Source organism: Achromobacter marplatensis (genome assembly GCF_049060505.1).
GTDB classification, from domain to species: Bacteria; Pseudomonadota; Gammaproteobacteria; order Burkholderiales; family Burkholderiaceae_B; genus Achromobacter; species Achromobacter marplatensis_A.
The window spans coordinates 25,724-50,252 of the sequence record NZ_JBMGRB010000003.1; the positions used below are offsets into that span (position 1 = coordinate 25,724).

Sequence of the window (24,529 nt, forward strand, 5' to 3'; positions counted from 1 at the left end):
CTGCGCCTTCGTCGGCGCTTTTTTCCGCCCTTCAGGACTCTTATGAACAGCTACCGCGTCGGCATCGCCGGCTTCGGCGCCATCGGCCAGGCCGTGGCGCAATCCCTGGACGCCGGCGTGCCCGGCCTTGCCTTGGCCGCCGTCGCCGTGCGCGACCCCAAGGCCCCGCCCGCCTTCGCATGGGCCCACGCGGCCCCGGTCTTCACCACCCTCGACGCCTTGCACGAGCATTGCGACGTGGTGGTGGAATGCGCGCCCGCCGCCGTGTTCCGCGACATCGCCGAACCCGTGCTGCGCAACGGCAAGAAGATGGTGGTGCTGAGCTCCGGCGCCCTGCTGCGCCACGACGACCTGATCGAACTGGCGCGCCAGCATCATGGCCAGATCATCGTGCCGTCGGGCGCCATCCTGGGGCTGGACGCCATCACGGCTGCCGCCGAAGGCGTCATCCATTCCGTCACGATGATCACCCGCAAGCCCGTGCGCGGCCTGCTGGGCGCGCCTTACCTGACCGACAACAACATCGACATCGCCGACATCACCGAACCGCAACTGATCTTCCGCGGTTCGCCACGCGAGGCCGCAGTAGGCTTTCCAGCCAACCTTAACGTGGCCGTCAGCGTATCGCTGGCAGGCATCGGACCCGACCGCACCACGCTGGAGATCTGGGCCGACCCGTCGCTGGAACGCAATATCCACCGCGTGGAAGTCGTCTCGGATTCGGCGTCGTTCTCGATGGAAATCCAGAACATTCCCTCGGCCAACCCCAAGACCGGCCGCATCACGGCGCAAAGCGTAGTTGCCGCGCTGCGCAAGCTGACGGGCCCGCTGCGCATGGGCACCTGAGCGAGCACGCACGGCTTCACGTTTGCCGCCCGGCCGCCCGGTCGGCCGGGTCGGCCGAATCAGATGGGTCGAAGCTGGATAGGTCGAACCCGCGGGTCGATCCGCAGCATCAGGCTGCGGCGCGCAAGGCTGCGCCGTCGGCCGGCGGCGCCATCGGTTCCACCGCCCAACCACCCTCGCCGTCCAGCGCCAACCGATGCGTGTGGAACGGGTCCAGCGTGCTGCGATGGCCCACGCTGACCAGCATGCAGTCGGGCAGCGCGCGCCGCAACAGGCTGTACAGCATGTGTTCCAGCCCTTCGTCGGTGGCAGAAGTCGCTTCGTCCAGGAACACGATGGCCGGCCGGTTGAACAGTACCCGCGCAAATGCCACGCGCTGCTGTTCGCCCAGCGACAGGATGCGGGACCAGTCCGCGACCTCGTCCAGGCGGCCGGCCAAATGCCCCAGATTGACTTGTCGCAATGCGTCAGCCAGCCTCGCGTCGTCCTGCGGCCGCGCCTGCCCCGGGTAGGCCACGGCGCCCCGCAGATCGCCCAGCGGCAGATAGGGCCGCTGCGAAAGGAACAGCGCCGATGCGCCTTCGGGTCGCCGCACCCGGCCTTGCGCATAGGGCCACAACCCGGCCAACGCCCGCAACAGGGTCGTCTTGCCGCTGCCTGACGGTCCTTTGATCAACAAGGTCTGCCCGGGGCGCAACCGCAGGTTCAACTGGCGCAGCAGCATGCTGCCGTCAGGGCGCGTCACGGTGACGCCATCGATGTCCAAGCCATCCCGCCACGGCTCGGTTTGCACGGACGGCAACCCGCGCGCCGCTTCGTTGGCATCCAGAAATCCATTCAGCCGATCAAGCGTGGCGCGATATTGCGCGAAGGTGTCGTAGGACGTGCGAAAGAACGACAGCGCATCCTGCACCTGGCCGAACGCCTGCGAGGTCTGCATCACATCGCCCAGCTTGATCGCGCCGCTAAAAAAACGTGGCGCCTGCAGGATGAAGGGGAAGACCACCGCAACCTGGCTGACCGACAAATTGAAGCCGTCGAACTTCAGGCCCCGATAGACCCGTGCCCAGAGGTTCGCGATGTAGGCCGTGAAGCGCGTCCACAACGTCGCCCGCTCTGCCGCTTCGCCTTGATAGAACGCCACGTTTTCTGCGTTCTCACGCAGCCGGACCAGCGCGTAGCGGAAGTTGGCGGTCAGCCGTTCCGACAAGAAATTCAGTTGGATCAACGGCCGGCCGATCTTGAAGGCGAACCACGTTGCGACGATCACATACAGGAAGACCACGAACACCATGGCGCGCGGGATGTCGATGCCCCCAACCGACAACGGGCCGGACAAGCCCCACAGGATGCCGGTAAACGCCACCAGCGACACCACGGCGCTGAGCGCGCCGATGGCCAGCGTGCGCGATCCGGTAACGAACATCGCGATGTCCTGCTCGATGCGTTGATCAGGGTTATCGACGGGCGCTTCCACGAAGTGCCCGCGGTAGTACGCGCTGGCGCCGAGCCAGTCGCGCGTCAGGCGGTCGTTCAACCACACGCGCCAATGGATATCGAATGCCTGGCCGGCATAGCTGTCGGCGAGCGAACGCACGACGTGCACGGAGGCCAGTATCGAGAAGATGCCCAGGAAACGCCAGAAGGCAGTGGGATCCAACGCTTGCAGCGCGCTATAAAAGCCGTTGTACCAAAATGAGAACAGCACGGTCATACGCACCGCGGCCATCGCCAGGAACAGCAGCAGCGCCAGCGTCAACAAGGGCCGCCAACTGCGCCGGGGCGTCAGGTACGGCCATGCCAGGCGCCAGAACTTGCGACCCCAGTCGGTCGTTCGGGCCAGCGCCACCGCCATCAGCGCCGTCGCGACGGCCGTGATGCCAAACGCGCGCGCAAGCCACAGCGCGCTTTCCGTCAATTGCTGCTGCCAGTTCAGATCCATGGGCACCCCCCGAAAAGCCGTTTCTGGTTAGACGGGGCGGTGGCACGGGGTTCCAGAGAAAATGCCGTTTTAAGCCAGGCTTAAGCGTTCTGAAAGGGCTGCTGAATGCACAGTGAAAGGCTGGCGCGCAGGCAATGCAAAAGCTGCTCGGGAGCGGTAGGGAATCAGTCCGGAATCGGCGCGGAATCAGTCCAGAATCAGCGCGGACCCAGGTCCAGATTGGCGAACAGGTCGGCCAGCGTCGGCACCGAACGCGCGGGCCAGATAGCGCTTAGGTCGAAGCTGGGCAGGCGCTGACCGTCGCGCACTTCACAGAAGCGCACGCCGCCGAAATTCATCGTCCGGATCCAGCTAGGCAATAGCGCCACGCCGCACCCGCCCGCCACGCACGACAGGACGGTCAGCGTGCGGTTGGCTTCCTGCGCCACCTGCACGTCGTGCCCGCCCTTGCGCATCGCGTCCAGGATGCCCGCGTAGAACGCCGGCAATTGCGCCTGCGGATACATCACCAGGCCCGCTTGCGCGATCTGCGCCATCGACACCTGCCCGTCTTCGGCCACGATGAACTCGTCCGGAACCGCGGCCACCAGACGGTCGCGCAGCAACTGCCGTTCACGCATGCGCCCGCCCACGGCGACGGGCGTGTGCATCAAGCCGATATCGATCTCGCCGGTTTGCAGCGCCTCGGCCTGCTCGGCATTGCTCATCTCTCGCAAGATCACGCGCACGCCCGGCGCCTGCCGCCGCATTTCGCGCAGCGCGCGCGGCAAGGTGTCGAACAACGCCGATGACACCAGGCCCACCGTCAACTGCCCCGCGCTGCCTCGCCCGATCTCGCGCGCCCGCTGCGCCGCCGCGTCGATACGCGCCACGCTGGTCCGCACGTCTTCCAGGATGGCCAGGGCAGCGGGCGTGGGCGCGGCGCCCTGGCGCGAGCGCTCGAACAGGCGCACGCCCAGGTCCTTTTCCATGCGGGCGAGCGCCTGGCTCAGCGCGGGTTGCGCAATCCCCAGCCATTCCGACGCCCGGCTGACGCTGCCATGGTCCACGACGGCCAGGAAGTAACGCAAGTGGCGCGTTTCCATATCATTCCAATATATAAAAAGCGATTTTCTACAATAGAAAACTATACCCCGACTTCTTAGAATCCCGCCTTATAGAACAGCGCGGACCACGTCCGCGCACAAGACAGGAGACCGCTTTGCCCCCGCTCGCGACCGGCGCCGCCGTCGACACCCATGCGCACGTATTCCAGCAAGGCCTGACGCTGGCCGACACGCGTCGCCACACGCCCGACTACGACGCCACGCTGGCGGATTACCTGGCGTTGTTGGACACGCACGGGCTTCGTCACGGCGTGCTGGTGCAACCCAGCTTCCTGGGCACCGACAACCGCTACCTGCTTGAGGCCCTGCGCGCCGCGCCTGACCGCCTGCGCGGCGTGGTGGTGGTGGCGCCCGGCATCGCCGACGCCGAATTGCGGGCCCTGGCCGATGCCGGTGTCGTGGGCATGCGGCTGAACCTGATCGGGCTGCCCGTGCCCGACCTTGCCGCCCCCGGCTGGCAGACACTGCTTGCGCGCGTGAACGCGCTGGGCTGGCATGTGGAAGTCCATCTGCAGGCGGCTCGGCTGCCCGATGTGCTGCCCACGCTGCTGGCCGCCGGCTGCCGCGTGGTCGTGGACCATTTCGGCCGCCCAGAGCCGGCGCTGGGTGTGGCCGACCCCGGTTTCCAATACCTGCTGCAACAGGCCGACAGCGGCCGCGTGTGGGTCAAGCTGTCTGCCCCCTACCGCAACTGGCCGGCGGCAGACTGCGCCGCCTCTGGCCGGCAGGCCGCGGGCCAGCTGCTAACCGCCTATTCCGCTGATCGCCTGATGTGGGGCAGCGACTGGCCCCACACCGAACATCGGCACCTGGCGTCCTATCCTGCGGCGACGCAATGGCTGGACGCCTGGATCGACGATCCAACGCAACGGCGCGCCGTCCTTTCCGGCACGCCGTTGCAGCTATTCCAATTCCAAGGAGACAACCCATGACCCCTCTGATCAAACGCGTGGCGCGCCGCGGCGCCCTGCTGATGGCCGCCGCCCTGTTGGGCAGCGCCGCGGGCGCGGCGTCCGCCGCCTATCCCGAACGCGCCGTCACACTCGTCGTGACCTATCCGCCAGGCGGCACCGTTGACGTGGTGGCTCGCTTGATCGGGCCCAAGCTGGCCGCCGAACTCGGTCAACCCGTGGTGATTGAAAACCGGGGTGGCGCCGGCGGCATGATTGGCGGGGCGGTCGTGGCCAAGGCGCAGCCTGACGGCTACACCTTGATGCTGGACGCCTCCAACCACGCGCAGAACCCCGCCCTGCATTCCAAAATGCAGTTCGACACACTAAGCGCATTCGCGCCGGTCTCGCTGCTGCTGCGCGTGCCGAACGTGCTGGTCGTGACGCCGTCGTATGAAGTCAAGACGGTGGCCGACCTGATCAAGCTGGGTCAGCCCGGCGCCAAGGACGCGGTGTATTTCGCGTCGGCCGGCCCCGGTTCGGCGCAGCATCTGGCCGGCGAACTGTTCAACCTGCTGGCCAAGACGCAGTTGCAGCATGTGGCCTACAAGGGCGGCGGCCCCGCCATGATCGACGTCATGTCCGGCCAGGTGCCGGTCATGTTCGCCAGCATGGGCTCGGCCTGGCAGCACGTGAAGAACGGCAAGCTGCGCGCCGTGGCCGTCGGCGGCCTGGAACGCTCCAAGACCGCCCCCGACCTGCCGACCATCGCCGAATCGGGCGTACCGGGCTACGAGACGTATGAATGGAACGCGGTGTTCGCACCCGCCGGCACGCCGCCCGCGATCGTGGACCGGGTATCGCAAGCGCTGGCTAAGGTGCTGAAGGACCCCGCCATTGCCGAGCAATTGGCCGGGATCGGCGCGGAACCCATTGGCTCTACGCCTGCCGAACTGGACACCTTCCGCCGTGCCGAAATCGCCAAATGGCAGCGGGTGGTGAAGGAAGCCGGCCTGAAGCTGGATTGAGTATGAGTACTGCCGGGCCGCCAGGCCCGGTTGCCGGATAGCCGGACTTGCGGCGCTCGAAAGGGCGCCGCTTTTTTTTGCCGGGCGCGGCCACGGCGGCGCGGCTATCATCATGGCTTGAAGCAGATTGACGCAGGGACAGGCAAGATGGACAAGATTCGACTCGACAAGTGGCTTTGGGCCGCCCGCTTCTACAAGACGCGCAGCCTGGCGGTGCAAGAGATCGGCCGAGGCCGCGTATCCGTGAACGACCAGCCCGCCAAACCGTCGCGCGAAGTCGCCCCCGGCGACCTGATCACCATCCGCAAAGAGGATCCGGCGCTGCATGTGCGCGTCGTCGCGGTGAGCGGCGTGCGTGGCCCGGCACCGACGGCCCGCCTGTTGTACGACGAAACCCCGGAAAGTATCGCGGCCCGCACGCGCGCGGCCGAAATGCGGCGCCTGGCGCCCGAACCCGCGTTGGGCATCGAAACCGGGCGCCCGACCAAGCGCGACCGCCGGCTGATCGACCAGATGCGAGGCAAATCATGAAACGCAGCGCTACAGGCGGCCTTGTCTATTCCACCGAAAGCGGCCGCATGTGCCCTGTTTGCCGGCACGCGCTGGCGCAATGCCAATGCCAGGCCGCCGCCGTGCCCGCAGGTGACGGCGTGGCACGCGTGTCGCGCGAAACCAAGGGGCGCGGCGGCAAGAGCGTGACCGTGGTGCGGGGGCTGGCGCTGGATGCGGCGGCGTTGGCCGTGCTGGGCAAGCAGTTGCGTACCGCATGCGGATCGGGCGGCACGGTGAAGGACGGGGTGATCGAAGTGCAGGGAGACCACTGCGACCGGATCATCGAGACGCTGACGAAGAACGGCCATCGCGCCAAGCGCGCCGGCGGCTGAACCAAGAGAAAAATATGAACGATGTCGCTATGGATCGCGTTGCCAGTTGGCACGCCCACGTGTATTTCGACGCGGCCAGCCGTGACGCCGCATACGCCCTGCGCGAAAGAGTGATCGCAAGGTTCGAGGGCAAGATGGAGATGGGGCGCTTCCACGAGCGCCCCGTCGGCCCGCATCCGCAATGGAGCTACCAAATCGCATTCGCCCCGGCGCACTTCGCCGAGATCGCGACCTGGCTGACCCTGAACCACGGTGTGCTGGACGTCTTCATGCATCCGAACACCGGCGATTCGCTGCGGGACCATCGCGACTGCGCGGTGTGGATCGGACGCAGCTACGCCTTGAACCTGAAGGCGCTGGGCGCCTGAACGCTTACAGCGCCCGGCCCACGATCAGCGAATCCAGCGCCATGCCGGCGTCGCCGCTCTTGCCTTCGTATGGCAGGCGGCTTAGCACATAGCGCATCGCATTGAGCCGCGCGCGCTTCTTGCAGTCGGATTTCACCACGATCCACGGCGCGTCGGCCGTGTCGGTATGCGCGAACATCGCTTCCTTGGCGCGCGTGTAATCGTCCCACTTATCCAGCGAAGCCAGGTCCACGGGGCTCAGTTTCCATTGCTTAAGCGGATGCACCTTGCGCTGAAGGAAGCGGCGGCGCTGTTCCTCCTGGCTGACCGAAAACCAGAACTTGACCAGATGGATGCCGCTGCTGACCAGATGGCGTTCGAAATCAGGCACCTGACGCAGGAAATCCAGGTATTCCTGCTGCGAACAAAACCCCATCACGCGTTCCACGCCGGCGCGGTTATACCAGGACCGGTCGAACATCACGATCTCGCCAGCCGTGGGCAGGTGCTGCACATAGCGCTGGAAATACCACTGGCCTTTTTCCGTGTCCGACGGCTTTTCCAGTGCGACCACGCGTGCGCCGCGCGGATTCAAGTGTTCCATCATGCGTTTGATGGTGCCGCCCTTGCCCGCCGCGTCGCGCCCTTCAAACAGGATCACCACGCGCTGGCCAGTGGCCTTGACCCAGGCTTGCAGCTTTAACAGTTCGACCTGCAACTGGTATTTCTGCTTTTCGTAATTGCGGCGCAGCATGCGGTGGCGGTACGGGTAAATGCCCTCGCGCCAATCGGTGGCCAGTTCCTCGTCGGGGTCGCGGCGGCCGGCCGGCCCCTGGGTATTGGCGTCCAGCAGGGCGCGATGCACGGCGCGGGCATCGTCCGGCGACAGTTCTTCGATCACCGAACGCAAGGCTTCGTGAGCCTGCGCGTCCGGGCCCACCGTATAGCGACGCGCGATATCGGACAGCACAGACACCGCTTCCTGGCGGGCGGCGTCTTCACGGGCGGCCACGCGCTTGTGGGCCTGCACCACGGGTTCGATGGAAGGAACCGCCGCCGACGACCGTTTGCGCGGCGCGACGCCGGTACGGGGACTGGCGGTACGGGGACTGGCGGTGCGGGGACTGGCAGCGCGGGGGCTGGCGGTGCGTTTGGCGGCGGCCCCTGCGCGCTTGGTCGGCGCGGTGGCAACGGTTTGTTCGGCTTGCGGTGTCTTGTCTGTCATGAATCCTGTCCTGGCTGCGCGTATTGCCTGGCCCACGCCCGCCGGCAAACGCCAGCGGCCCATCAGGCAAAACTGAAACCCTAACGCGCCCGGCGTGACGTGGATTTGACGAGAATCAAATGTTGTAACATTTTTTACAGGGCCGGCGCCTACACCCGGTCCAACCCCTGCTTGAGGTCGGCCAGAATGTCGTCCGAGGTTTCCAATCCCACGGACAGGCGCAGCAGCCCTTCGGACAAGCCGTACTTCTCGCGGTCCTCCGCGGAATAACTGGCGTGCGTCATGGAGGCCGGATGCTGGATCAGGGTTTCCGGATCGCCCAGGCTGACGGCGATGCGTGCCAGTTTCAGGCCGTTCAATAGCTGTCTTCCCGCTGCCAAGCCGCCCTTCAATTCAAACGCCACCAGGCCGCCGCCCAGCGCTTGCTGACGCCGCGCGATATCCGCGCCCGGGGTGCCTTCCAGGCCCGGATAAAACACGTCTGCCACGGCCCGATGGTCGCGCAGCAGCTTGGCCACCTTCAAGGCGGATTCACTGTGGCGCTGCACCCGCAATTCCAGCGTCTTCAGGCCGCGCAGCACCAGAAAGGCCGTGAACGGCGACAACGTCGCCCCCGTGAAATAGCGCAGGCCCTGCAATCGGATGGCGTCGATGTGCGCCTTGCTGCCCACGACCGCCCCGGCCAGCAGGTCACCGTGGCCGCCCAGGTACTTGGTGGCGGAGTGCAGCACGATGTCGGCGCCATGCGCCAAGGGGCGTTGCAGTACCGGGGTGGCAAAGGTGTTGTCCACGATGGTCAATACGCCCTTGCCGCGCGCGATGGCGGACACGGCGGCGATGTCGACCAGCCGCAGGTTCGGGTTGGCCGGCGTTTCGAAATAGACGGCCCGGGTTTTGGGGCCGATCGCGGCGGCGACGGTCTCGGGCCGCGTAAAGTCGGCGAAGACCGCGTGGATGCCAAAGCGGCTTAGCCCTTGCGTGAACAAGGTGAACGCGGTGCCGTAGACGATCTGGTCCACGACGATCTCGTCGCCGCTTTGCAGCAGCGAAAACAAGGTGGCGGAAATGGCGGCCATGCCGGAGGCCGTCACAACGCCAGCCTCGGCCCCTTCCAACGACGCCAACCGCGCTTCCAGCAACGCTTGCGTGGGATTGCGCGTGCGGCCATAGACATAGCCCTGCTTTTCGCCCAGGCGGATCTGATCGAACGCTTCGATGCTGTCCTGGGTATAGGTGGACGTCAGATACAACGGCGGCGACAACGCGCCTTGCTCGTCCAGCGGGTCATAACCCAGGTGGATGGCGCGGGTGGCGAAACCTTGCTGAGTGGTGTCGGACATTACTGAACTCCTGTCATCGAATATTGCAAAGGCCTTGCGCCCTTGCCAGAAAACTGCGTTACATTCAAAACCATGTCCCCAATTTTTGGTGCGCCATGATTCCCCAGGACAAGCCTCTGCCCACTCCGCGAGCGCGCCCTGCCTGGTTGCGTATTGCGCTCATCGCCGGCCTGGCGGTGCTTGCGTCGGCCGTGGTGATCGGCCTGCGCAACGCCGGCGAACGCGAGCAGGAACAGGTGGCCGCCGCCGAAATCCGCAAAGTCGCGGACACCTTGAGCTTGATGGTCGACAACCCGGAAGGCGGCCCCGAGGCCGTGCCCGCCATCGACCCCACGCCCAAGGCCACTGGTTTCTACGGCGAACTGGAACGCGTCATCAAGACGGTGGCCGGCGAACGAGTGGCGCAGCACAAGGCCTATCTTCAGGACCTGCACGACATCGGTATGCCCCGGCTGCTGGACGCGCACCGGCTGGCGCGGGACACCGGCCTGGTGGAAAGCCGGATGATTCTTGAGCAGGCCGAGCACCTGGTGCCGAAGTACCAGCAGCAAAGCATGCAGGTGCTGAAGAACATGCCCGCGCTGATCCGCTCGCTGGCGATCCGCGAACCGGAAAAGCAGAAGATGCTGACGCGTCTGAACGCGACGCTGGCCCAGCGCAGCGCCAACCTGGAGCAGGTCTGGTCGCTGGAAGCCCGCATCCTGCGGGAGTTCGGCCAGATGATCACGTTGCTGGACGACAACCGCCAGCACTGGTATGCGGACCATGACGAATTGCTGTTCGACCGCGATGACGACCTGAACCGCTTTCACCAGCACATGGCGGCGATCGGCAAGCTTTCCGCCGAGCAAGAAAAATTGGGCAGGCAGCAATTGGCAAGCATTCTCTCGGCGCTGCCCTGACCTCGTTTTTCCGCGCCCCCGCATCGCCGGCCCTGGCCTATCGCTTGTGGTCGGCGCGGCGCGATAGCCATTCGCCGGTGAACTGCACGATCGACACCAGCGCAATCAAAATCACGATCACCTCGAACATCACGCGGGTTTCATAGCGTTCGTAGCCGTAGCGGATCGCCAGGTCGCCCAGCCCCCCTGCGCCGACCGCGCCCGCCATGGCCGACGCGTTGATCATGGCGATGACGCTGACCGTCATGCCGCCGATGATGCCGGGCAAGGCTTCGGGCAGCAGCACGTGCCGCACAATGTGCCAGCGCCGGCAGCCCATGGCACGCGCGGCCTCCACCAGCCCGTGGTCCACATCATTCAGGCTGACCTGCGCGATTCGCGCGAAGAACGGCACCAGGTTGGCCGACAGCGGCACGATGGCCGCCCACGTGCCCAAGGTGGTGCCCACCAGGAAGCGCGTGAATGGCAGCATGGCCACCAGCAGGATGATGAAGGGAATGGCGCGGAACGTGTTCACCGTGATCGACAACGCCTTGTTCAAGCGCGGCTTCGGGTACAGGTTGCCGGGCGCGGTCACCGTCAGCACGACTGCCAGCGCCAGTCCCGACACGATCGCGATCACGGCCGACACGCTGACCATCGCCAGGGTCTGCAGGAACGCCTGCAGGTATTTATCAAGCATCGGCAGCGACATAACCCAGCACCTTGATTTGATCGGCCACCAGCGCGGCGCGCGCGGCCTCTTCGTGTAATGCGCCGGCGGGCACCGACACCAGCAGACTGCCCTGCGCATGGCCGCGCAACCGGTCCAGCCCGCCATGCAGCAGCGTCGCGCCGGGCCCCATCGCAGCCAGCGCCTGCAGCGATACGCCATCGGGCCGACCCTGCCCGGTGAAACGCAGCCGCAGCACGGCAACGCCGTCGCGGCCCTGCAGGTCGGGCACCAGCTTGGCCGCCAGGTCGGCGGGCAATTCATGCTGCAACGGACGCAACAATGCGCACGTCGCATCCGCCTGCGGATTGCCGAACACGCGCCAGACCTCGCCCAGTTCCACCTTGCGGCCGCCGTCCAGCACCAGCACCTGATGGCAGACTTCGCGGATCACCGCCATGTCGTGCGTGATCAGCACGACCGTCAGCCCCAGTTTGCGGTTGATGTCCTGCAGCAGGGCCAGGATCGATTGCGTGGTCTCGGGATCCAGCGCCGACGTGGCTTCATCGCACAGCAGGATTTCCGGTTGATGCACCAGCGCACGCGCAATGCCCACGCGCTGCTTCTGGCCGCCCGACAGTTTGGACGGATAGACATCCGCCTTGTCGCGCAATCCCACCATGTCCAGCAAGGCCTCGACCCGCCCGCGCGCGGCGGCGGGTGCAACGCCTGCCACACGCAGCGGCAACGCGACGTTCTCGGCCACGGTCTTGGCGGAAAGCAGATTGAAGTGCTGGAAGATCATGCCAATGCGGCGGCGCAGGCCGACCAGCGCATCCTCGTCCAGCTGGCCCACATCCACGCCGTCCACCAGCACGCGGCCGGCGGAGGGCCGTTCCAGCATGTTGATGGAACGCAGCAACGTAGATTTGCCCGCCCCGCTGCGCCCGATGATGCCGAAGACCTCGCCGCGCGCAACCTGGAACGACACGTCGGACAGCGCCGCCACCGTGCCCTGCGCGCTTTGATACCGCTTTTGCAGCCCCTCGAAGACGATATGGGCGTCAGGCCCTGGCCCCAGGCCGGCAACCGCCACGGCGGGGCCGGGCTTGGAAAATTCGTGCTGCATCTTAGAAAACCGGGATCACGGAGCCTTCGTACTTGCTCAGGATGAACTGGCGAACTTCTTCCGAGTGGTAGGCCTTGATCAATTCGGGCACCCAGGGCGCGTTCTTGTCTTTTTCGCGCACGGCAATAATGTTCACGTAGGGATTGTTTTCTTTCTTCTCCACCGCGATGCCGTCACGCGTAGCGATCAAGCCGGCCTGGTAGGCAAAGCTGTTGACGATGGCGGCGGTGTCCACGTCCGGCAACGAACGCGCCAGCACGACAGACGCGCTCTCGACGAAATTCAATTTCTTCGGATTAGCGGTCACGTCGGCCAGCGTCGCGGTGCCGGTCGCCGGGTCGAAGCCGTCTTTCAGCGTGATCAAGCCATGGTCGCGCAGAATCACCAGCGCGCGGGTCTGGTTGCTGGGGTCGTTCGGGATGCCGACGCGGGCGCCGTCCGGAAGATCCTTCAACGACTTGTACTGCTTGGAATAGAAGGCGATGGGCGAGATCAGCGTGTTCGCCACCGGCACCAGCTTGTAGCCGCGCTGCTTGATCTGGTCGTTCAGGAAAGGGATGTGCTGGAACGCGTTGGCTTCCAGGTCGCCGTTGTTCAACGCTTCGTTGGGGCTGGCGGTGCCCGTGATGACGACGGGTTCGACGGCCAGGCCATTCTTCTTGGCCACTTGGGTGACGACTTCCCAAATCTGCTCGTCGACGCCGCCCCGCACGCCCACTTTAAGGGGCTTGGGATCCGCGGAAAACGCCGGGCCATGGAACATCGCGGCGGAGGCCAGCACGGCGCCAAGCAACGCCTTGAGGACGAGGCGCGTCCGCCTGACGGGCGTGGTCCGGCCCTGCGCGGCGCGCGCACCTTGAAAACGGGTAGTCATGATGGAATCGCCTCTAAGTCAATGCGGTTATGAGAGAGACGATTCTAGGGATGGCCCCGGCGGCCACGAACGAATACTTCGTTGAGTCCTTATTACGGGGATCTTTGGATATGGCCGGTCGGCATAAGCCGGCCGCGCCGGATCAGAACGGCTTGACGACAACCAGCGTCACGATGACCGCGCACGCGATGACAGTGAACGGGGCGTAGAAATCCACCGCGGGCGGCCGCTTCGGACTGCCATTGGCCATGCGGCGCAAGGCGGCGCTTTGAATGCCCAGCAAGGCGGACAAGGCCAGCGCGACGCCAACCTTGACCCAGATCCAGTGCATGGCGAACCAGCCGAAGGTCATTGCCAGATGCAGGCCGATCAACCACGAGACGACCATCGCCGGGGTGGTCACCCACAGCGTCCAGCGGCGCAACGCGCCCAGCATCTTGCGTTCTTTCGGCGCATCGTCGCCGTCTTGCGGCTGTGACGACAGCAGGAACAGCGAAACAAACAGCGAGCCGACGATCCAGGCGACAACGGCCGCCACGTGGGCCATCTTGAGAAGTTGGTATGTCATGGCCGGCATTATCGCCGCAAGCACGCGATCTGAAGCGCCGACAGCCGGCACCGATTTGCGCCAAGGCAAACCGGCGCCGCGCGCTTGAGCCGTGGCTTAGTTGCCGGGCGCCGCAGCCGGCGTTGTGGAAGGCGTTGTGGAAGGCGTGGCGGCGGGCGTCGCAGCCGGCGTCGCGGCAGGCGAAGCGTCGGCTCCCGAAGGCGTGGCAGCCGGTGTCACCGTGGCAGCGGCCGGTGACGGCGCAACCGCGGGCGCCGGCTTGGCCGAGCCGGCTTCCGTATTGCCCGGCGCGGGCGGCGCTGCCGCGCGCGCTGGTTCAGCCGAGGACGCCGGCTTGTCGCCTGCCCCGGCGGGGCCGTTGGCGACGGCCGGGTTAAGCGTGTCGGCAGGCGCGTCCGGCGCGACCACAGGATCCGCTGGCGGCGCAGGGGCCTTGGGCGCGTTGCCGCGGGCGCGGGCCGGCGTCGGCGCATGCGGCGCGGCGGCCGCTTCGGCATCCGGCAGGAAGCGCTGCAGAAGCTGGAAGAAGCCTTCGTAGAACTTCGGCCGCGACACGGTCTGGCTAGCCGTCTTCACCAAGGAGTCGTCGCTGGATCCGAAGGGCATGGAAACCTGGCCCAGCACGCTGACGCCCACGCTGGCGGAACTGCTCGTGCGCTTGATCGAATAGCGGTCCTGCACGGCGTTGGCGAACACGGTGGCGCGCTGGTTGGCGCTGCCGTCCGAGGCGCAGTCGATGTTGAAATTGATCTGGGTATGCTGCCCGTCTTCGCCCTGGAAGTTCTTGTGCCCGGACACGCGGGCCGGATCGAAGCGATCGATGTTGTAGCCCTGGCTCAGCAAGGCACGGCGGCCTGCGTCGCAGGCGGTGGTGCTGGCGGTGGGGAACGTGCGCGAGAACACCTCGTTCTGGGTGAAATCCTCTCGTTCGTAGGCGGGCTTAGGGGCGGTACATCCCACTAAGACGGCCGAGAGGACGGCGAACAGCGGCAAAGAAACACGACGGGCAACACAGCGCATAGAGGGTCCTGCTTGGAGCAACGACAAGCATTATCGGCCAAGAATGAGAATTCTTATTAGGGACGGGTTATGCGGTGATACGTTGAAACAAATTTAGCCGCGCCTACGCGGTCTCGGCCACCCGAATGCACCGCACCTGGTGCCCCGGGGCGATGGGTTCGATATCGGGCACCGCCGCCTGGCAGCGCGGCTGGGCCAGGCCGCAACGCGGCGCGAATGAACAGCCTGGCGGCAAAGCAGCCAGGTCGGGCGGGGACCCGGGAATCGTTTCAAGCCGCTGCCCTTTTTGCATCGCGCCGTGCGCCCTGCCCTTCAGCAGCGCCAGCGTGTATGGGTGGCGCGGGGCACGCAGCAGATCCGCGACGGCGCCTTGCTCGACGATCCGTCCGCCATACATGACCGCGACGCGGTCGGCGATTTCGGCCGCGGCTCCGATGTCATGCGTCACGAACACGATCGACAGGCCCATCTCCCGCTGCAGTTCGCGCAACAGCAGCAGAATCTGGATTTGCACCGTGGCATCCAACGCGGTGGTGGGCTCATCGGCCAGCAGCACTTGGGGATCGCAGCACAAGGCCAGCGCGATCATGGCGCGCTGGCGCATGCCGCCGGACATCTCGTGCGGAAAGGCCTGAAGGCGGCGCTCGGGGCTGGGAATGCGCACTCGTTCAAACAGCGCCAAGGCGTGTGCGCGCGCCTGTGCCGCCGTCTTGCCGGTATGCCGGCGCACCATCTCTTCAATCTGGCGGCCCACCGTGTAGACCGGGTCCAGCGCCAGCAACGGTTCCTGGAAAACCATCGACACCACCGGCCCGCGCATCGCGGCCAATTCGCGGGCGCTCATCGCCAGTACATCGCGTCCGTCCACGTGCATCTGACCGCGCATGCGCGTGCGGCGCGGCGGGTGCAAGCGCATCAACGCACGCAGCGTCACGCTTTTTCCCGAGCCCGATTCGCCGATCAACGCCACGGTTTCGCCGCGCGCCACATCCAGGTTCACGCCGTTCAGCGCCTGCACGGTCTTCGCGCCGGCCTGGAAAGCGACTTCCAGATTACGGATGCTGACCAGGGGTTGCAAGGCGGTTGTCATGTCGGCGCTCCTGAGGCGGCGTAGCCGGAATCGGGTTGGTGGATGAGGCAGCGCACGGCATGACCGTCCTCTTGCCGCGTCATGGCGGGCGCCTGTTGCGCGCAGATCGCGCGCGCCTGGGCGCATCGCGTATGGAAGCGGCAGCCCGACGGCGGATCGATGGGATTGGGCGGATCGCCCGACAGCGGCGCCGATTCCGTCCGCTGCCCCGGCTCCATGGACGGCATCGATCGCAGCAAGGCTTGCGTGTAGGGATGGCGCGGCGCATCGAACACCTGGGCGACGGGGCCCAGTTCGACGACCTCACCCAGATACATGACCATCACCCGGTCCGAGATGTACCGCACCACGTTCAAGTCATGGCTGATGAACAGGTATGTCAGCCCGAAATCGTCCTTCAGGTCCAGCAGCAGGTTCAACACCTGCGCTTCCACGGATTTATCCAACGCCGATACCGCTTCGTCCAGGATGACCAACCGCGGATGCAACGCCAGCGCGCGCGCGATGTTCACGCGCTGGCGCTGGCCGCCGGATAGCTCGTGCGGGTAGCGGCCGGCGAAGCGCTGCGGGTCCAGGCCGACGCGGCCCAGCAAGCCGCGCGCCACCGCGATGGCATCGTTCCTGGCCGTACCGTGAACCAACGGACCGAAGGCGACGGAATCTTCGATGGTCATACGCGGATTCAGCGACGAATAGCTGTCCTGGAACACCATCTGCGTCTGCCGCCGGAATTCCCGCAACGCCAGCGCGCGCGAGCCCACCGCGATGCCATCGAACACCAGCTCTCCACGGTCCTGGGCGATCAGCTGCATCACCAGCCGCGCCGTGGTTGATTTGCCGCAACCGGATTCGCCGACCACGCCCAGGGTCTCTCCCTTTTTCACGTCGAAGTCGACGCCGTCCACCGCGCGCACGGCGTTGCCGCCCCGTTTGCGCGACAACAGATCCCGCTTAAGCGGGAAGTGCTTCACCAACCCGCGCACGCTCAGCAGCGGTTGGGCCGGCCCGCCCACATCGTCGTGGGCGGCGCGAGCCGTTTCGATCAGGGCGCTCATTCCTTGACCTCCATGGCGGACCGCAGGCCGTCGGACAGCAGGTTGAAAGACATGGACGTCATGAAGATCATCACGCCGGGCAACGCCGCCACCCAAGGTTGGGTGTAGATGGCGGTGCGCAGCGTATTGAGCATCAGCCCCCATTCGGGTTCGGGCGGCCGCACGCCCAGGCCCAGGAATGACAGCCCGGACGCCAGGATCATGGACACCGAGATCAAGCTGGTCGAATACACGAAAATCGGTCCCAGCACGTTGGATAGCACGTGCGCCCGCACGATGGTGAACGGCGACGCGCCCGACGCCCGCGCGGCGTCGACATAATCGCTGCGCCGCACCTGCGCGGTAACGCTCTCGGCCACGCGCACGACCTGCGGGATAAAGACGATGGTCAGCGACACGATAGCGTTGAAGGTGCCGGCCCCCAACGTGCCTGACAGCGCGATCGCCAGCAACACGGACGGGAACGCGTAGAACACGTCTACCACGCGCATGATCAGCGTGCTGGTCCAGCCGCCGGCGTATCCGGCCAGGATGCCGATGGCGCTGCCCACGGCGAATGCCGCGATCACCGGCACGATGCCCATGAACAGCGACAGGCGCGCGCCCAGCATCAACCGCGAAAGCATGTCGCGGCCCAGTTCGTCGGCCCCCAACGGATAGCCTTCGGTGCCGATGGGCCGCAAGCGCTTGAGCATCGACGCCTGGAAAGGATCGGCGGGCGAGATCCAGGGCGCCAGGATGGCCATGAGGATCAGCGCCAGGATGACGGCGCCGGCGGCCACGGCCACGGGATCGCGGCGCAGGCGGCGCACCACGTTGGACCAGTAGCCGGGCGACCGGACGACCGGCGCCACGACCGGCGCGACCGCCGGGCCAGCAAGGGAATGGGTCATATGGTCAGCTCCTTTCGATGCGCGGATCGAACAGGCCTTGCAGGATATCGACGGCCAGGTTCAAGACCACGAAGAACAACGCCAGTACCAGGATCGTGCCCTGCAGCAGCGGCAGGTCGCGCTGGAAGATTGCGGCGTTCAGCAGGAAGCCCGTACCCGGCCAGGAGAACACGGTCTCGATCAGGATGGACCCGCCCAGCAGGTAGCCCAGTTGCAGGCCCATCACGGCCAACGCGGTCGGCGCGCAATTCTTGGCAACGTGCAAGAACACGCCCAGGTCGGTCAGGCCACGCGCACGCAGCCCCACTACGAATTCCTGCGACAGGGTCTCGGCCACCAGCGCGCGCACCGTGCGGGCGATGATGCCCATGGGGATCACCGACATGGTCACGGCCGGCAGGATCATGTGGCGAAAGTGCGCCCAGTCCGCGACCCATTCGCCGGAACCGCCCGGCCCCGCCCCCGTGGGAGGCAACCACATCAGCTGGGTCGAGAACACGATGACCAGCACCATGCCGAGCCAATAGTGGGGCACGCTGACGCCGATGACCGACACGAACGATGCCAGGCGGTCCATGAGCGAGTTACGGTAATAGCCGCCAACAAAGCCCAGGAACGCCCCCACGATAAAGCCCAGCATCGTCGCCAGACAGGCCAGCCGCAAGGTATTGCCCACGGCGTTCAGCACTTCGGCGGCCACGGGACGCCCCGTGGCGATGGACGTGCCCAGATCGCCATGCAGCGCGCGCCACAGCCACCCCGCGAATTGCTCGATCAAGGGTCGGTCAAAACCGTATAGCTGCATCAATTGCCGCTGCAGGTCGACGGACGCGTCGGGCGGCAGGATGGATACCAACGGGTCGCCGGGCGCCAGATGGATCAACAGGAAACAGAGCAGCGCGACCCCCGCCATGATGGGCAGGGCGTACACCACGCGCCGGAAGATGTAGGACAGCATAGGCGTCACCGGCTAATGCGGGAAGGCCGCCGCGCGGGGCGGCCTTCCCGCGTTCAACATCAATCCATCGACATCGTGGCGATATCGATGAACCAGCTCTTGGGCTGCACCACGCCCTTGACCTTCGGAGACATCGCGCGCGGGCCGACGTCATGCGCGATCCAGACGAACGGCGCTTCCTCCACCACGCGCGCATGCAGCTTTGCCAGCGCGGCGTCGCGCTCGACAGGCGTGAACGTCGTGCGCGCATCCTTGATCAGACCGTCGATCTCGGCGTTGCCGAAGTAGCCCCAGTTGTTCGACGTGGGCGGGAAGGTCTTGGTACTGACGAAGCGCACGATCGCGAAGAACGGATCCATGGCCGCGAAGCTGACGTTGATGGCGTCGCTGCCGTTGGCGGAAGGGTCCTTGGCGCCCTTGCGCCAATTGGTGAACAGCGTGTTCCACTCCACCACGTCGAAACTCACGTCGAAATAGCAGTCCTTCAGATTCTGCTGCACGAACTCGTTCATCGGCAGCGGCTGCATCTGGCCCGAGCCCGACGCGGAAGTCTGCACCTTGACCTTCACCGGCTTGGCCTTGGAGTAGCCCGCGTCCGTCATCAGCTTGCGCGCGGCGTCCGGGTCGTACTTGATGTCGAACTTCGGGTTGCCCCACCAGGGATGCCCCGGCGGCACGGTGCCCTTGGGCTCGGCCATCATGCCGCCCAACAATTGCTTAAGTTCGCCCCGGTTCACGCACAGATTGGCGGCTTGGCGCACGCGTTGGTCCAACCACGGCGAGCCCTCCTTGAACGACAGTTGCCACGGCCACACGTGGGGCTGCTGGTTGGAATAGATGACGAAACCCCGGGCCTTGATCGCGTCGAACGCGTCGGGCGCCGGCGCCTCGATCCAATCGACCTGGCCGGACATCAACGCGGCGGTGCGGGAATTGGCCTCGGGCAGCGGCAGCATCACCACGCGGTCGATTTTCGGCCGGCGCTTCTCGTCCCAATACGCGTCGTACTTGACGACTTCCAACCGTTCACGCGGCACGAACTTAGCCATCTTGAACGGGCCAGTGCCCGCCGCGTCCGCCGCAAACGCAGCCCAGGCCTTCTGCGACCGTTCGGCGGCGTCCGTGACGGACGCCGGCACCGCGGCCAACTTCTTTTGCCACTGCGCGGGCGACGCCATATACAGGTTGGTCAGATTGATCGGCAGGAACGAATCCGGCTCGGACGTCTTAAGCTCCACCGTCAAGTCATCGATCTTGCGGGCCGACACCAACGTCGGCATGCGCGAGGCCGTCACGCCCACCTGGCTGGGATCGAACTGCGGCGCGCTTTTATCCAGCACCTTGCCCACGTTCCACACCACGGCGTCCGCATTGAAATCCGATCCATCATGGAACTTCACGCCCGGGCGCAACTTGAACACCCACTTCGTCTTGTCGGCCGCGTCCACTTCCCAGGACAAGGCCAGGCCCGGGATCAGCACGCTGGGCGCGTCCTGCTTCGACAGGTCCCATTGGGTCAGCCCGTCGTACATCGGAATACCGGTAAAGCGGTTGCCCTCGAACCCCTGGTCGGGCTGGCCGAGCGTGCGCGGGATATCCCCTGCCGTCATGCCGATGCGCAGCACCTTTTCGGCACGCGCCATGGCCGGCGAGAGGGCGGCGGCGCCTGCCGCCGTCAGCGCCAGCGCGGCGGCCAGGGATTTGATGCGGATACTCCGTGTGTGCATTGCGGTTCTCCAGGGTCACGTGCACAGAGTTAGTACACAGAATTTGTATAAGCAAGTTCTGTGCCATATGCAGCGACGTGGAGCGCCCCGGCCACGGCCGGGGAATTGCAGTCAGGGGCGGTGGGCGGATTCGGCTGGCGGCACCACGACAGCGCAAGATGCGCCGAGGTGGTGCGGGCATGCGCGCAAGCGGATCATGCCGCCACGCCGGCTTGCGCCAGCATGGCGCGCAGCAGGACGTTGCATCCTGCTTCCAGGTGCTCGGGACGCGCGTCCTCGATCTCGTTGTGGCTGATGCCGTCCTTGCACGGCACGAAAATCATCGCGGCCGGCGCCACGCGCGCCAGATACACGGCGTCGTGCCCTGCCCCGCTGACCACGTCCATGGCGGATAGCGACAAGGCCGTGGCCCCGTCGCGCACCGACTGCACCAGCGCGGGCGCGAAAGGCTGCGGCGGGAAATACACCACTTGTTCCACCTGGGCGGTCACGCCCCGCGCCGCTGCGGCGGCATCGGCCGCCGCGCGCAACGCGGCGTCCATGGCCGACAACGTGGCGTCATCGGCCGCCCGCAGGTCCACCGTCATGCGCACGCGGCCGGGAATCACATTGCGGGAATTGGGGAACACGTCCATCCAGCCCACGGTGCCCCGCGCATTCGGCGCGTGCGCAAGCGCGATCTGGTTCACGGCCAACACCAGCTCGGAGGCCGCCAGCAAGGCGTCGCGGCGCAGCGGCATGGGCGTGGGGCCGGCGTGCGCTTCCACGCCGGTCAGCACGATGTCGTACCAGCGTTGGCCCAATGCGGCCGTCACCACGCCGATCACGGTATCGGCGGCCTCCAGCACCGGGCCTTGTTCGATATGCGCCTCGAAGTACGCCCCCACCCCGCCCAGTTGCGCCGGGGGCACCGCGGCGTCGCCGTCATAGCCGATGCCGTGCAAGGCCTGGCGCACGCTGACGCCGTCGCGGTCTTGCTGCGCCAACGCGTGCTCCAGCGTGAAGGCGCCCGCGTACACGCCGGACCCCATCATCACCGGCACGAAACGGGAGCCCTCTTCATTGGTCCACACCGCCAGTTCCAGCGGCGCGTTGGTCTGCACGCCCGCGTCGTTCAGCGTGCGCAACACTTCCAGCCCCGCCAGCACCCCATAGTTGCCGTCGAATTTTCCGCCGGTGGGCTGCGTGTCGATATGGCTGCCCGTCATGACGGCCGGCAAGCTGTTGTCGCGGCCCGGACGGCGCGCAAAAATGTTGCCGATGGCGTCGACGCGCACGTCACAGCCGGCCTCCGTCGCCCAACGGACGAACAGGTCGCGGCCCTGCCGATCCAGGTCGGTCAGGGCCAACCGGCACACGCCGCCCTTTTCCGTGCCCCCGATACGGGCCAGGTCCATCAGCGACTGCCACAAGCGCGCGCCGTCCACGCGCAGGTCGGCCAGGGTGGGGAATGCGGAGGCAAGCGTCATGGAAGTTCCTGTTCCGGTAACGGCCGCGGCGTGCGGCATCGATGCAGGCCATTTTTCACTGTGTACCAGCGCCCTGCAAGTGCGCATTCGCCGCGGTCTCTTCCCATGCCAGGCTGCGCCGGTAGCGCGCGCAACCGGACGCCAGCAGCAGCACGCACAGCACCGTCGCGCCGCCGATCAGCAGCGACAGCGACTGCCCAACCGCCGCCGGCTGTTTGAACAGGCGGTCGGTCAGCAGTGCCACGGCGGTAGTGCCCAAGCCCAGGCCGATCAGGTTCGAGATCAGCAGGAACAGCGCCGACACCTGCGCGCGGAGCTGGTTGGGCGGCAAAATCTGCATGGCCGCGGTGGAGGTCGGCATGGGGAAAGACGCGAAGAACATCGCGGGCAGCAGCAATCCCACCGACAGCCACAGGCTGTCCACCTGCGTGAAGGCCACCGCCGGCAGGGCCATGCCCAGCGCGCCGATCACGCCCGCGCGCAGCGGCGCGTCGCCGTAGCCGCGCCTGGCCAGCCAATCCATCAGCCAGCCGCCGCAGAACACGCCGGCGGTATTGGCCACCAGCACCACCACGCCAAGCATGTAGCCCGCGTCGACCGGCGACATGCCGAATTTGCGCATATAGAACGCAGGCGTCCAACCGAGCAGCGCGAACAGCACCATGGCGTAAAACGAGAAACCCAGGTAATGACAGAAAAAGGTGCCTCGATGCCGGCCCAGGAAGCGGGCGGTGTCGCGCAGCGTGGGCTTTTGCGCCTGGCCGGCCGCGTTGCGGCGCAAGCCCAGCCGGTGGGGATCGCGCACGGTCAGCAGGATCAGCAGCGCCACCAGCAAGCCGGGCAGTCCAACGATGAAGAACGTGACCTGCCACGGCCGCATCGCGCCGACCCCCGGCACCACCACGGTGTCCACGCTTTTGAGCAGATTGATCACGTAGCCGCCGATCAGAAAGGCCATGCCGCCGCCGATGAACGACCCGATCGAATAGATGCCCACCGCCCGCCCCAGCTTGTCGCGCGGGAACATGTCGCTAAGCATGGAATAGGTGGCGGGCGATAACGCGGCCTCGCCCACGCCCACGCCGATGCGCGCCAGGAACATCTGCGCAAAATTGCGCGACAGGCCGCAGGCAGCAGTGGCCAGGCTCCAGAACGCCACCCCGATCGCGATGATCTTCGGCCGCGAATAGCGGTCGGCCAGCAGGGCGATGGGAATGCCCATGAAGGCGTAGAACAACGAGAACGCCAAGCCGTGCAACAGGCTGAACTGGGTATCCGACAACTGCAGATCTTGCTTGATGGGTTCGATCATCAGCGCCAGGATCTGTCTGTCGACGAAGGAAAATATGTACGCTAGCATGCATATCACGACGACGTACCACTCATAGGCGTAGCTTCGTCTTGTCCCTTGGTGCAGGGTGGCGTCAGTCATGTTTTTCCCTTGGAGTGTGCCGGGATCGGGCTGCGTCCCGTTTGTCCATCTGTTGTAGGTCTTTGCTCGGCCCGGCTCTATACGCCGGACGCAACGACTGTTCCCACCGCGCAGGAAAGCATGTTCAACGACACCTATCCGCTGAACCGCCATTGCTTGCTGGACTCGGCCAACGCCGCCGAGATCAAGGACCAGGTCAGCCAACACCTGTGGTCGCACCGTATGTGCGTCGCCCAGGGGAAACCCTTGCAGTCCAGGTTATATGGCGTGTTCTTCGGCAGCGCGGCGCTGTTCGACCTGCACTACGGCGCAGAGGTCGAAATCGACGCCGGCGACATCGCCAGTTATTACCTGATCCGCGTCACCCTGCAAGGCACCGGCCTGGTCACGCTGGGCAAGCGCCGCGCGCCCATGCGCGAAGGCGGCCTGACGATCTCGTCGCCGTCGGAACCCAGCGTGATCAGCATCGGCCGGGATTGCCGCAACCTGATCCTGCGCGTAGAGCGCCAGGCGCTGGAACAGCAGTTGCAACGCCTGTTGGACCGCCCGCTCCGCCACGCCCTGGTATTCGACCTGGAAGTGGATGCCGACACTCCCGGCCTGGCCGCCGTGCGCGAAACGCTGGACTACCTGTGCCGCCTGTACCAGCATCCCGCCATTGACGGCGTCACCCAGACACTGGCTGCGGGCTTTTCGGATTATCTGCTGGCGTTGCTACTGACGCAGCTACCCCACAACTATTCGGATCTGTTGCGCGCAGGCAGCCGGCAGCCCCTGCCCCAGCATGTGCGCCAAGCGCGCGAGTACATCGAAACGCATGTCGACGAAGCCATCTCGCTATCGGATCTGGCGGCGCATTGCGGCGTGTCGATCCGCACGCTGCAAAACGGCTTCACGCAGTTCTTGAAACAAAGCCCCAGCGAGTATGTGCGCAACCAGCGGCTGGCGCTGGTGCATGCGGCGCTTGAAGCCGCGCGCACGCGCGACAGCGTGACCGACATCCTGCTGCGCCACGGCGTGACCAGCTTCGGGCATTTCGCCACCCACTACCGCAAACGCTACGGCTGCCTGCCATCGGACACCTTGCGACGGCACCGCGGATAAGCGCCTCATTCCCTTGCCGGATCGGAACGGCGGTTGCGCGTTTTGCGC

24 protein-coding genes are annotated in these 24,529 nt (G+C 65.9%); 8 read left to right on the forward strand and 16 right to left on the reverse strand.

All coding sequences use genetic code 11. The features are described from left to right. The first annotated feature begins 42 nt into the window (after window positions 1–42). Window positions 43–846 (forward strand): aspartate dehydrogenase, encoded by an 804-nt coding sequence (locus ACI0FO_RS08310; protein ID WP_416025744.1) that lies wholly within the window; start codon window positions 43–45, stop codon window positions 844–846. Between the two features lie 109 nt (window positions 847–955). Here the strand turns inward: ACI0FO_RS08310 and ACI0FO_RS08315 are convergent, their stop codons facing one another. Together ACI0FO_RS08315 and ACI0FO_RS08320 are read right to left on the reverse strand one after the other, a co-directional pair. After that, on the reverse strand, window positions 956–2,788 hold the full coding sequence (locus ACI0FO_RS08315) for an ABC transporter ATP-binding protein/permease (protein ID WP_416025746.1): 1,833 nt from the start codon (window positions 2,786–2,788) through the stop codon (window positions 956–958). Window positions 2,789–2,985: 197 nt separating this feature from the next. After that, window positions 2,986–3,873: a LysR family transcriptional regulator gene (locus ACI0FO_RS08320; protein ID WP_416025748.1), complete on the reverse strand. Its 888-nt coding sequence runs from the start codon at window positions 3,871–3,873 to the stop codon at window positions 2,986–2,988. Between the two features lie 116 nt (window positions 3,874–3,989). On the opposite strand from ACI0FO_RS08320, the gene ACI0FO_RS08325 reads away from it, so the two are divergent. From ACI0FO_RS08325 to ACI0FO_RS08345, 5 genes are all read left to right on the forward strand, one after another. Next, window positions 3,990–4,826, forward strand: a complete 837-nt coding sequence (locus ACI0FO_RS08325) for an amidohydrolase family protein (protein ID WP_416025750.1) — start codon at window positions 3,990–3,992, stop codon at window positions 4,824–4,826. Beyond that, the gene (locus ACI0FO_RS08330) at window positions 4,823–5,812 is read left to right on the forward strand and encodes a tripartite tricarboxylate transporter substrate binding protein (protein ID WP_416025752.1); all 990 of its coding nucleotides are present in this window, start codon (window positions 4,823–4,825) and stop codon (window positions 5,810–5,812) included. The genes ACI0FO_RS08325 and ACI0FO_RS08330 overlap by 4 nt, the downstream gene beginning before the upstream one ends. 147 nt (window positions 5,813–5,959) lie before the next feature. Beyond that, the gene (locus tag ACI0FO_RS08335; RefSeq protein ID WP_105556465.1) at window positions 5,960–6,343 is read left to right on the forward strand and encodes an RNA-binding S4 domain-containing protein; all 384 of its coding nucleotides are present in this window, start codon (window positions 5,960–5,962) and stop codon (window positions 6,341–6,343) included. After that, window positions 6,340–6,696, forward strand: coding sequence for a translation initiation factor Sui1 (locus tag ACI0FO_RS08340; RefSeq protein ID WP_416025754.1), 357 nt, complete (start codon window positions 6,340–6,342; stop codon window positions 6,694–6,696). Before ACI0FO_RS08335 ends, ACI0FO_RS08340 begins: the two co-directional genes overlap by 4 nt. 14 nt (window positions 6,697–6,710) lie before the next feature. Beyond that, window positions 6,711–7,064, forward strand: coding sequence for a DOPA 4,5-dioxygenase family protein (locus ACI0FO_RS08345; RefSeq protein WP_416025756.1), 354 nt, complete (start codon window positions 6,711–6,713; stop codon window positions 7,062–7,064). Window positions 7,065–7,068: 4 nt separating this feature from the next. On the opposite strand, the gene ppk2 is transcribed toward ACI0FO_RS08345, so the two are convergent. Together ppk2 and ACI0FO_RS08355 are read right to left on the reverse strand one after the other, a co-directional pair. Continuing rightward, window positions 7,069–8,268: a polyphosphate kinase 2 gene (ppk2, locus tag ACI0FO_RS08350; protein WP_416025758.1), complete on the reverse strand. Its 1,200-nt coding sequence runs from the start codon at window positions 8,266–8,268 to the stop codon at window positions 7,069–7,071. Window positions 8,269–8,417: 149 nt separating this feature from the next. Beyond that, window positions 8,418–9,608 carry a trans-sulfuration enzyme family protein gene (locus ACI0FO_RS08355; RefSeq protein WP_416025759.1) on the reverse strand — a complete coding sequence of 397 codons (1,191 nt, stop codon included), beginning with the start codon at window positions 9,606–9,608 and terminating at the stop codon, window positions 8,418–8,420. Window positions 9,609–9,703: 95 nt separating this feature from the next. Between ACI0FO_RS08355 and ACI0FO_RS08360 the strand changes: the two genes are divergently transcribed. Next, complete coding sequence (locus tag ACI0FO_RS08360; RefSeq protein WP_416025760.1) at window positions 9,704–10,510, forward strand: hypothetical protein; 807 nt, start codon at window positions 9,704–9,706, stop codon at window positions 10,508–10,510. A gap of 37 nt (window positions 10,511–10,547) precedes the next feature. On the opposite strand, the gene ACI0FO_RS08365 is transcribed toward ACI0FO_RS08360, so the two are convergent. The 12 genes from ACI0FO_RS08365 to ACI0FO_RS08420 form a co-directional block, all read right to left on the reverse strand. Then, a complete protein-coding gene (locus ACI0FO_RS08365; RefSeq protein WP_088588938.1) occupies window positions 10,548–11,204 on the reverse strand; it encodes a methionine ABC transporter permease in 657 nt (218 codons plus the stop codon). Further along, window positions 11,185–12,291 (reverse strand): methionine ABC transporter ATP-binding protein, encoded by a 1,107-nt coding sequence (locus ACI0FO_RS08370; RefSeq protein WP_416025762.1) that lies wholly within the window; start codon window positions 12,289–12,291, stop codon window positions 11,185–11,187. The genes ACI0FO_RS08365 and ACI0FO_RS08370 overlap by 20 nt, the downstream gene beginning before the upstream one ends. 1 nt (window position 12,292) lies before the next feature. Next, window positions 12,293–13,165 carry a MetQ/NlpA family ABC transporter substrate-binding protein gene (locus ACI0FO_RS08375; protein WP_416025764.1) on the reverse strand — a complete coding sequence of 291 codons (873 nt, stop codon included), beginning with the start codon at window positions 13,163–13,165 and terminating at the stop codon, window positions 12,293–12,295. A 142-nt stretch (window positions 13,166–13,307) separates the two neighbouring features. Continuing rightward, a complete protein-coding gene (locus tag ACI0FO_RS08380) occupies window positions 13,308–13,733 on the reverse strand; it encodes a CopD family protein (protein ID WP_416025765.1) in 426 nt (141 codons plus the stop codon). Between the two features lie 96 nt (window positions 13,734–13,829). Then, window positions 13,830–14,693, reverse strand: coding sequence for a DUF2242 domain-containing protein (locus ACI0FO_RS08385; protein WP_416025767.1), 864 nt, complete (start codon window positions 14,691–14,693; stop codon window positions 13,830–13,832). A gap of 163 nt (window positions 14,694–14,856) precedes the next feature. Next, entirely contained in the window at window positions 14,857–15,843 is a 987-nt protein-coding gene (locus tag ACI0FO_RS08390) for an ABC transporter ATP-binding protein (RefSeq protein WP_416025769.1), read from the reverse strand. Next, window positions 15,840–16,898: an ABC transporter ATP-binding protein gene (locus ACI0FO_RS08395; protein ID WP_416025771.1), complete on the reverse strand. Its 1,059-nt coding sequence runs from the start codon at window positions 16,896–16,898 to the stop codon at window positions 15,840–15,842. Before ACI0FO_RS08395 ends, ACI0FO_RS08390 begins: the two co-directional genes overlap by 4 nt. Continuing rightward, window positions 16,895–17,791 (reverse strand): ABC transporter permease, encoded by an 897-nt coding sequence (locus ACI0FO_RS08400; RefSeq protein ID WP_416025773.1) that lies wholly within the window; start codon window positions 17,789–17,791, stop codon window positions 16,895–16,897. Before ACI0FO_RS08400 ends, ACI0FO_RS08395 begins: the two co-directional genes overlap by 4 nt. Before the next feature lie 4 nt (window positions 17,792–17,795). Beyond that, on the reverse strand, window positions 17,796–18,749 hold the full coding sequence (locus ACI0FO_RS08405) for an ABC transporter permease (RefSeq protein ID WP_416025775.1): 954 nt from the start codon (window positions 18,747–18,749) through the stop codon (window positions 17,796–17,798). A gap of 59 nt (window positions 18,750–18,808) precedes the next feature. Next, window positions 18,809–20,476: an ABC transporter substrate-binding protein gene (locus ACI0FO_RS08410; RefSeq protein WP_416025777.1), complete on the reverse strand. Its 1,668-nt coding sequence runs from the start codon at window positions 20,474–20,476 to the stop codon at window positions 18,809–18,811. A 194-nt stretch (window positions 20,477–20,670) separates the two neighbouring features. After that, window positions 20,671–21,945, reverse strand: coding sequence for a Zn-dependent hydrolase (locus ACI0FO_RS08415; RefSeq protein WP_416025779.1), 1,275 nt, complete (start codon window positions 21,943–21,945; stop codon window positions 20,671–20,673). 55 nt (window positions 21,946–22,000) lie between these two features. Further along, the gene (locus ACI0FO_RS08420; protein ID WP_416025781.1) at window positions 22,001–23,377 is read right to left on the reverse strand and encodes a spinster family MFS transporter; all 1,377 of its coding nucleotides are present in this window, start codon (window positions 23,375–23,377) and stop codon (window positions 22,001–22,003) included. Between the two features lie 120 nt (window positions 23,378–23,497). On the opposite strand from ACI0FO_RS08420, the gene ACI0FO_RS08425 reads away from it, so the two are divergent. Then, window positions 23,498–24,481 (forward strand): helix-turn-helix domain-containing protein, encoded by a 984-nt coding sequence (locus ACI0FO_RS08425; RefSeq protein ID WP_416025783.1) that lies wholly within the window; start codon window positions 23,498–23,500, stop codon window positions 24,479–24,481. The last annotated feature ends 48 nt before the right edge of the window (window positions 24,482–24,529 follow it).

Bases quoted from the DNA above. Each gene is read 5' to 3' on its own strand.
- ACI0FO_RS08365 (WP_088588938.1), bottom strand. From the start codon at position 11,204: ATGTCGCTGCCGATGCTTGATAAATACCTGCAGGCGTTCCTGCAGACC.
- ACI0FO_RS08335 (WP_105556465.1), top strand. From the start codon at position 5,960: ATGGACAAGATTCGACTCGACAAGTGGCTTTGGGCCGCCCGCTTCTAC.
- ACI0FO_RS08400 (WP_416025773.1), bottom strand. From the start codon at position 17,791: ATGACCCATTCCCTTGCTGGCCCGGCGGTCGCGCCGGTCGTGGCGCCG.
- ACI0FO_RS08395 (WP_416025771.1), bottom strand. From the start codon at position 16,898: ATGAGCGCCCTGATCGAAACGGCTCGCGCCGCCCACGACGATGTGGGC.
- ACI0FO_RS08370 (WP_416025762.1), bottom strand. From the start codon at position 12,291: ATGCAGCACGAATTTTCCAAGCCCGGCCCCGCCGTGGCGGTTGCCGGC.
- ACI0FO_RS08375 (WP_416025764.1), bottom strand. From the start codon at position 13,165: ATGACTACCCGTTTTCAAGGTGCGCGCGCCGCGCAGGGCCGGACCACG.
- ACI0FO_RS08405 (WP_416025775.1), bottom strand. From the start codon at position 18,749: ATGCTGTCCTACATCTTCCGGCGCGTGGTGTACGCCCTGCCCATCATG.
- ACI0FO_RS08330 (WP_416025752.1), top strand. From the start codon at position 4,823: ATGACCCCTCTGATCAAACGCGTGGCGCGCCGCGGCGCCCTGCTGATG.
- ACI0FO_RS08380 (WP_416025765.1), bottom strand. From the start codon at position 13,733: ATGACATACCAACTTCTCAAGATGGCCCACGTGGCGGCCGTTGTCGCC.
- ACI0FO_RS08355 (WP_416025759.1), bottom strand. From the start codon at position 9,608: ATGTCCGACACCACTCAGCAAGGTTTCGCCACCCGCGCCATCCACCTG.
- ACI0FO_RS08310 (WP_416025744.1), top strand. From the start codon at position 43: ATGAACAGCTACCGCGTCGGCATCGCCGGCTTCGGCGCCATCGGCCAG.
- ACI0FO_RS08410 (WP_416025777.1), bottom strand. From the start codon at position 20,476: ATGCACACACGGAGTATCCGCATCAAATCCCTGGCCGCCGCGCTGGCG.
- ACI0FO_RS08315 (WP_416025746.1), bottom strand. From the start codon at position 2,788: ATGGATCTGAACTGGCAGCAGCAATTGACGGAAAGCGCGCTGTGGCTT.
- ACI0FO_RS08360 (WP_416025760.1), top strand. From the start codon at position 9,704: ATGATTCCCCAGGACAAGCCTCTGCCCACTCCGCGAGCGCGCCCTGCC.
- ACI0FO_RS08345 (WP_416025756.1), top strand. From the start codon at position 6,711: ATGAACGATGTCGCTATGGATCGCGTTGCCAGTTGGCACGCCCACGTG.
- ACI0FO_RS08340 (WP_416025754.1), top strand. From the start codon at position 6,340: ATGAAACGCAGCGCTACAGGCGGCCTTGTCTATTCCACCGAAAGCGGC.
- ACI0FO_RS08320 (WP_416025748.1), bottom strand. From the start codon at position 3,873: ATGGAAACGCGCCACTTGCGTTACTTCCTGGCCGTCGTGGACCATGGC.
- ACI0FO_RS08415 (WP_416025779.1), bottom strand. From the start codon at position 21,945: ATGACGCTTGCCTCCGCATTCCCCACCCTGGCCGACCTGCGCGTGGAC.
- ACI0FO_RS08425 (WP_416025783.1), top strand. From the start codon at position 23,498: ATGTTCAACGACACCTATCCGCTGAACCGCCATTGCTTGCTGGACTCG.
- ACI0FO_RS08390 (WP_416025769.1), bottom strand. From the start codon at position 15,843: ATGACAACCGCCTTGCAACCCCTGGTCAGCATCCGTAATCTGGAAGTC.
- ACI0FO_RS08420 (WP_416025781.1), bottom strand. From the start codon at position 23,377: ATGACTGACGCCACCCTGCACCAAGGGACAAGACGAAGCTACGCCTAT.
- ppk2 (WP_416025758.1), bottom strand. From the start codon at position 8,268: ATGACAGACAAGACACCGCAAGCCGAACAAACCGTTGCCACCGCGCCG.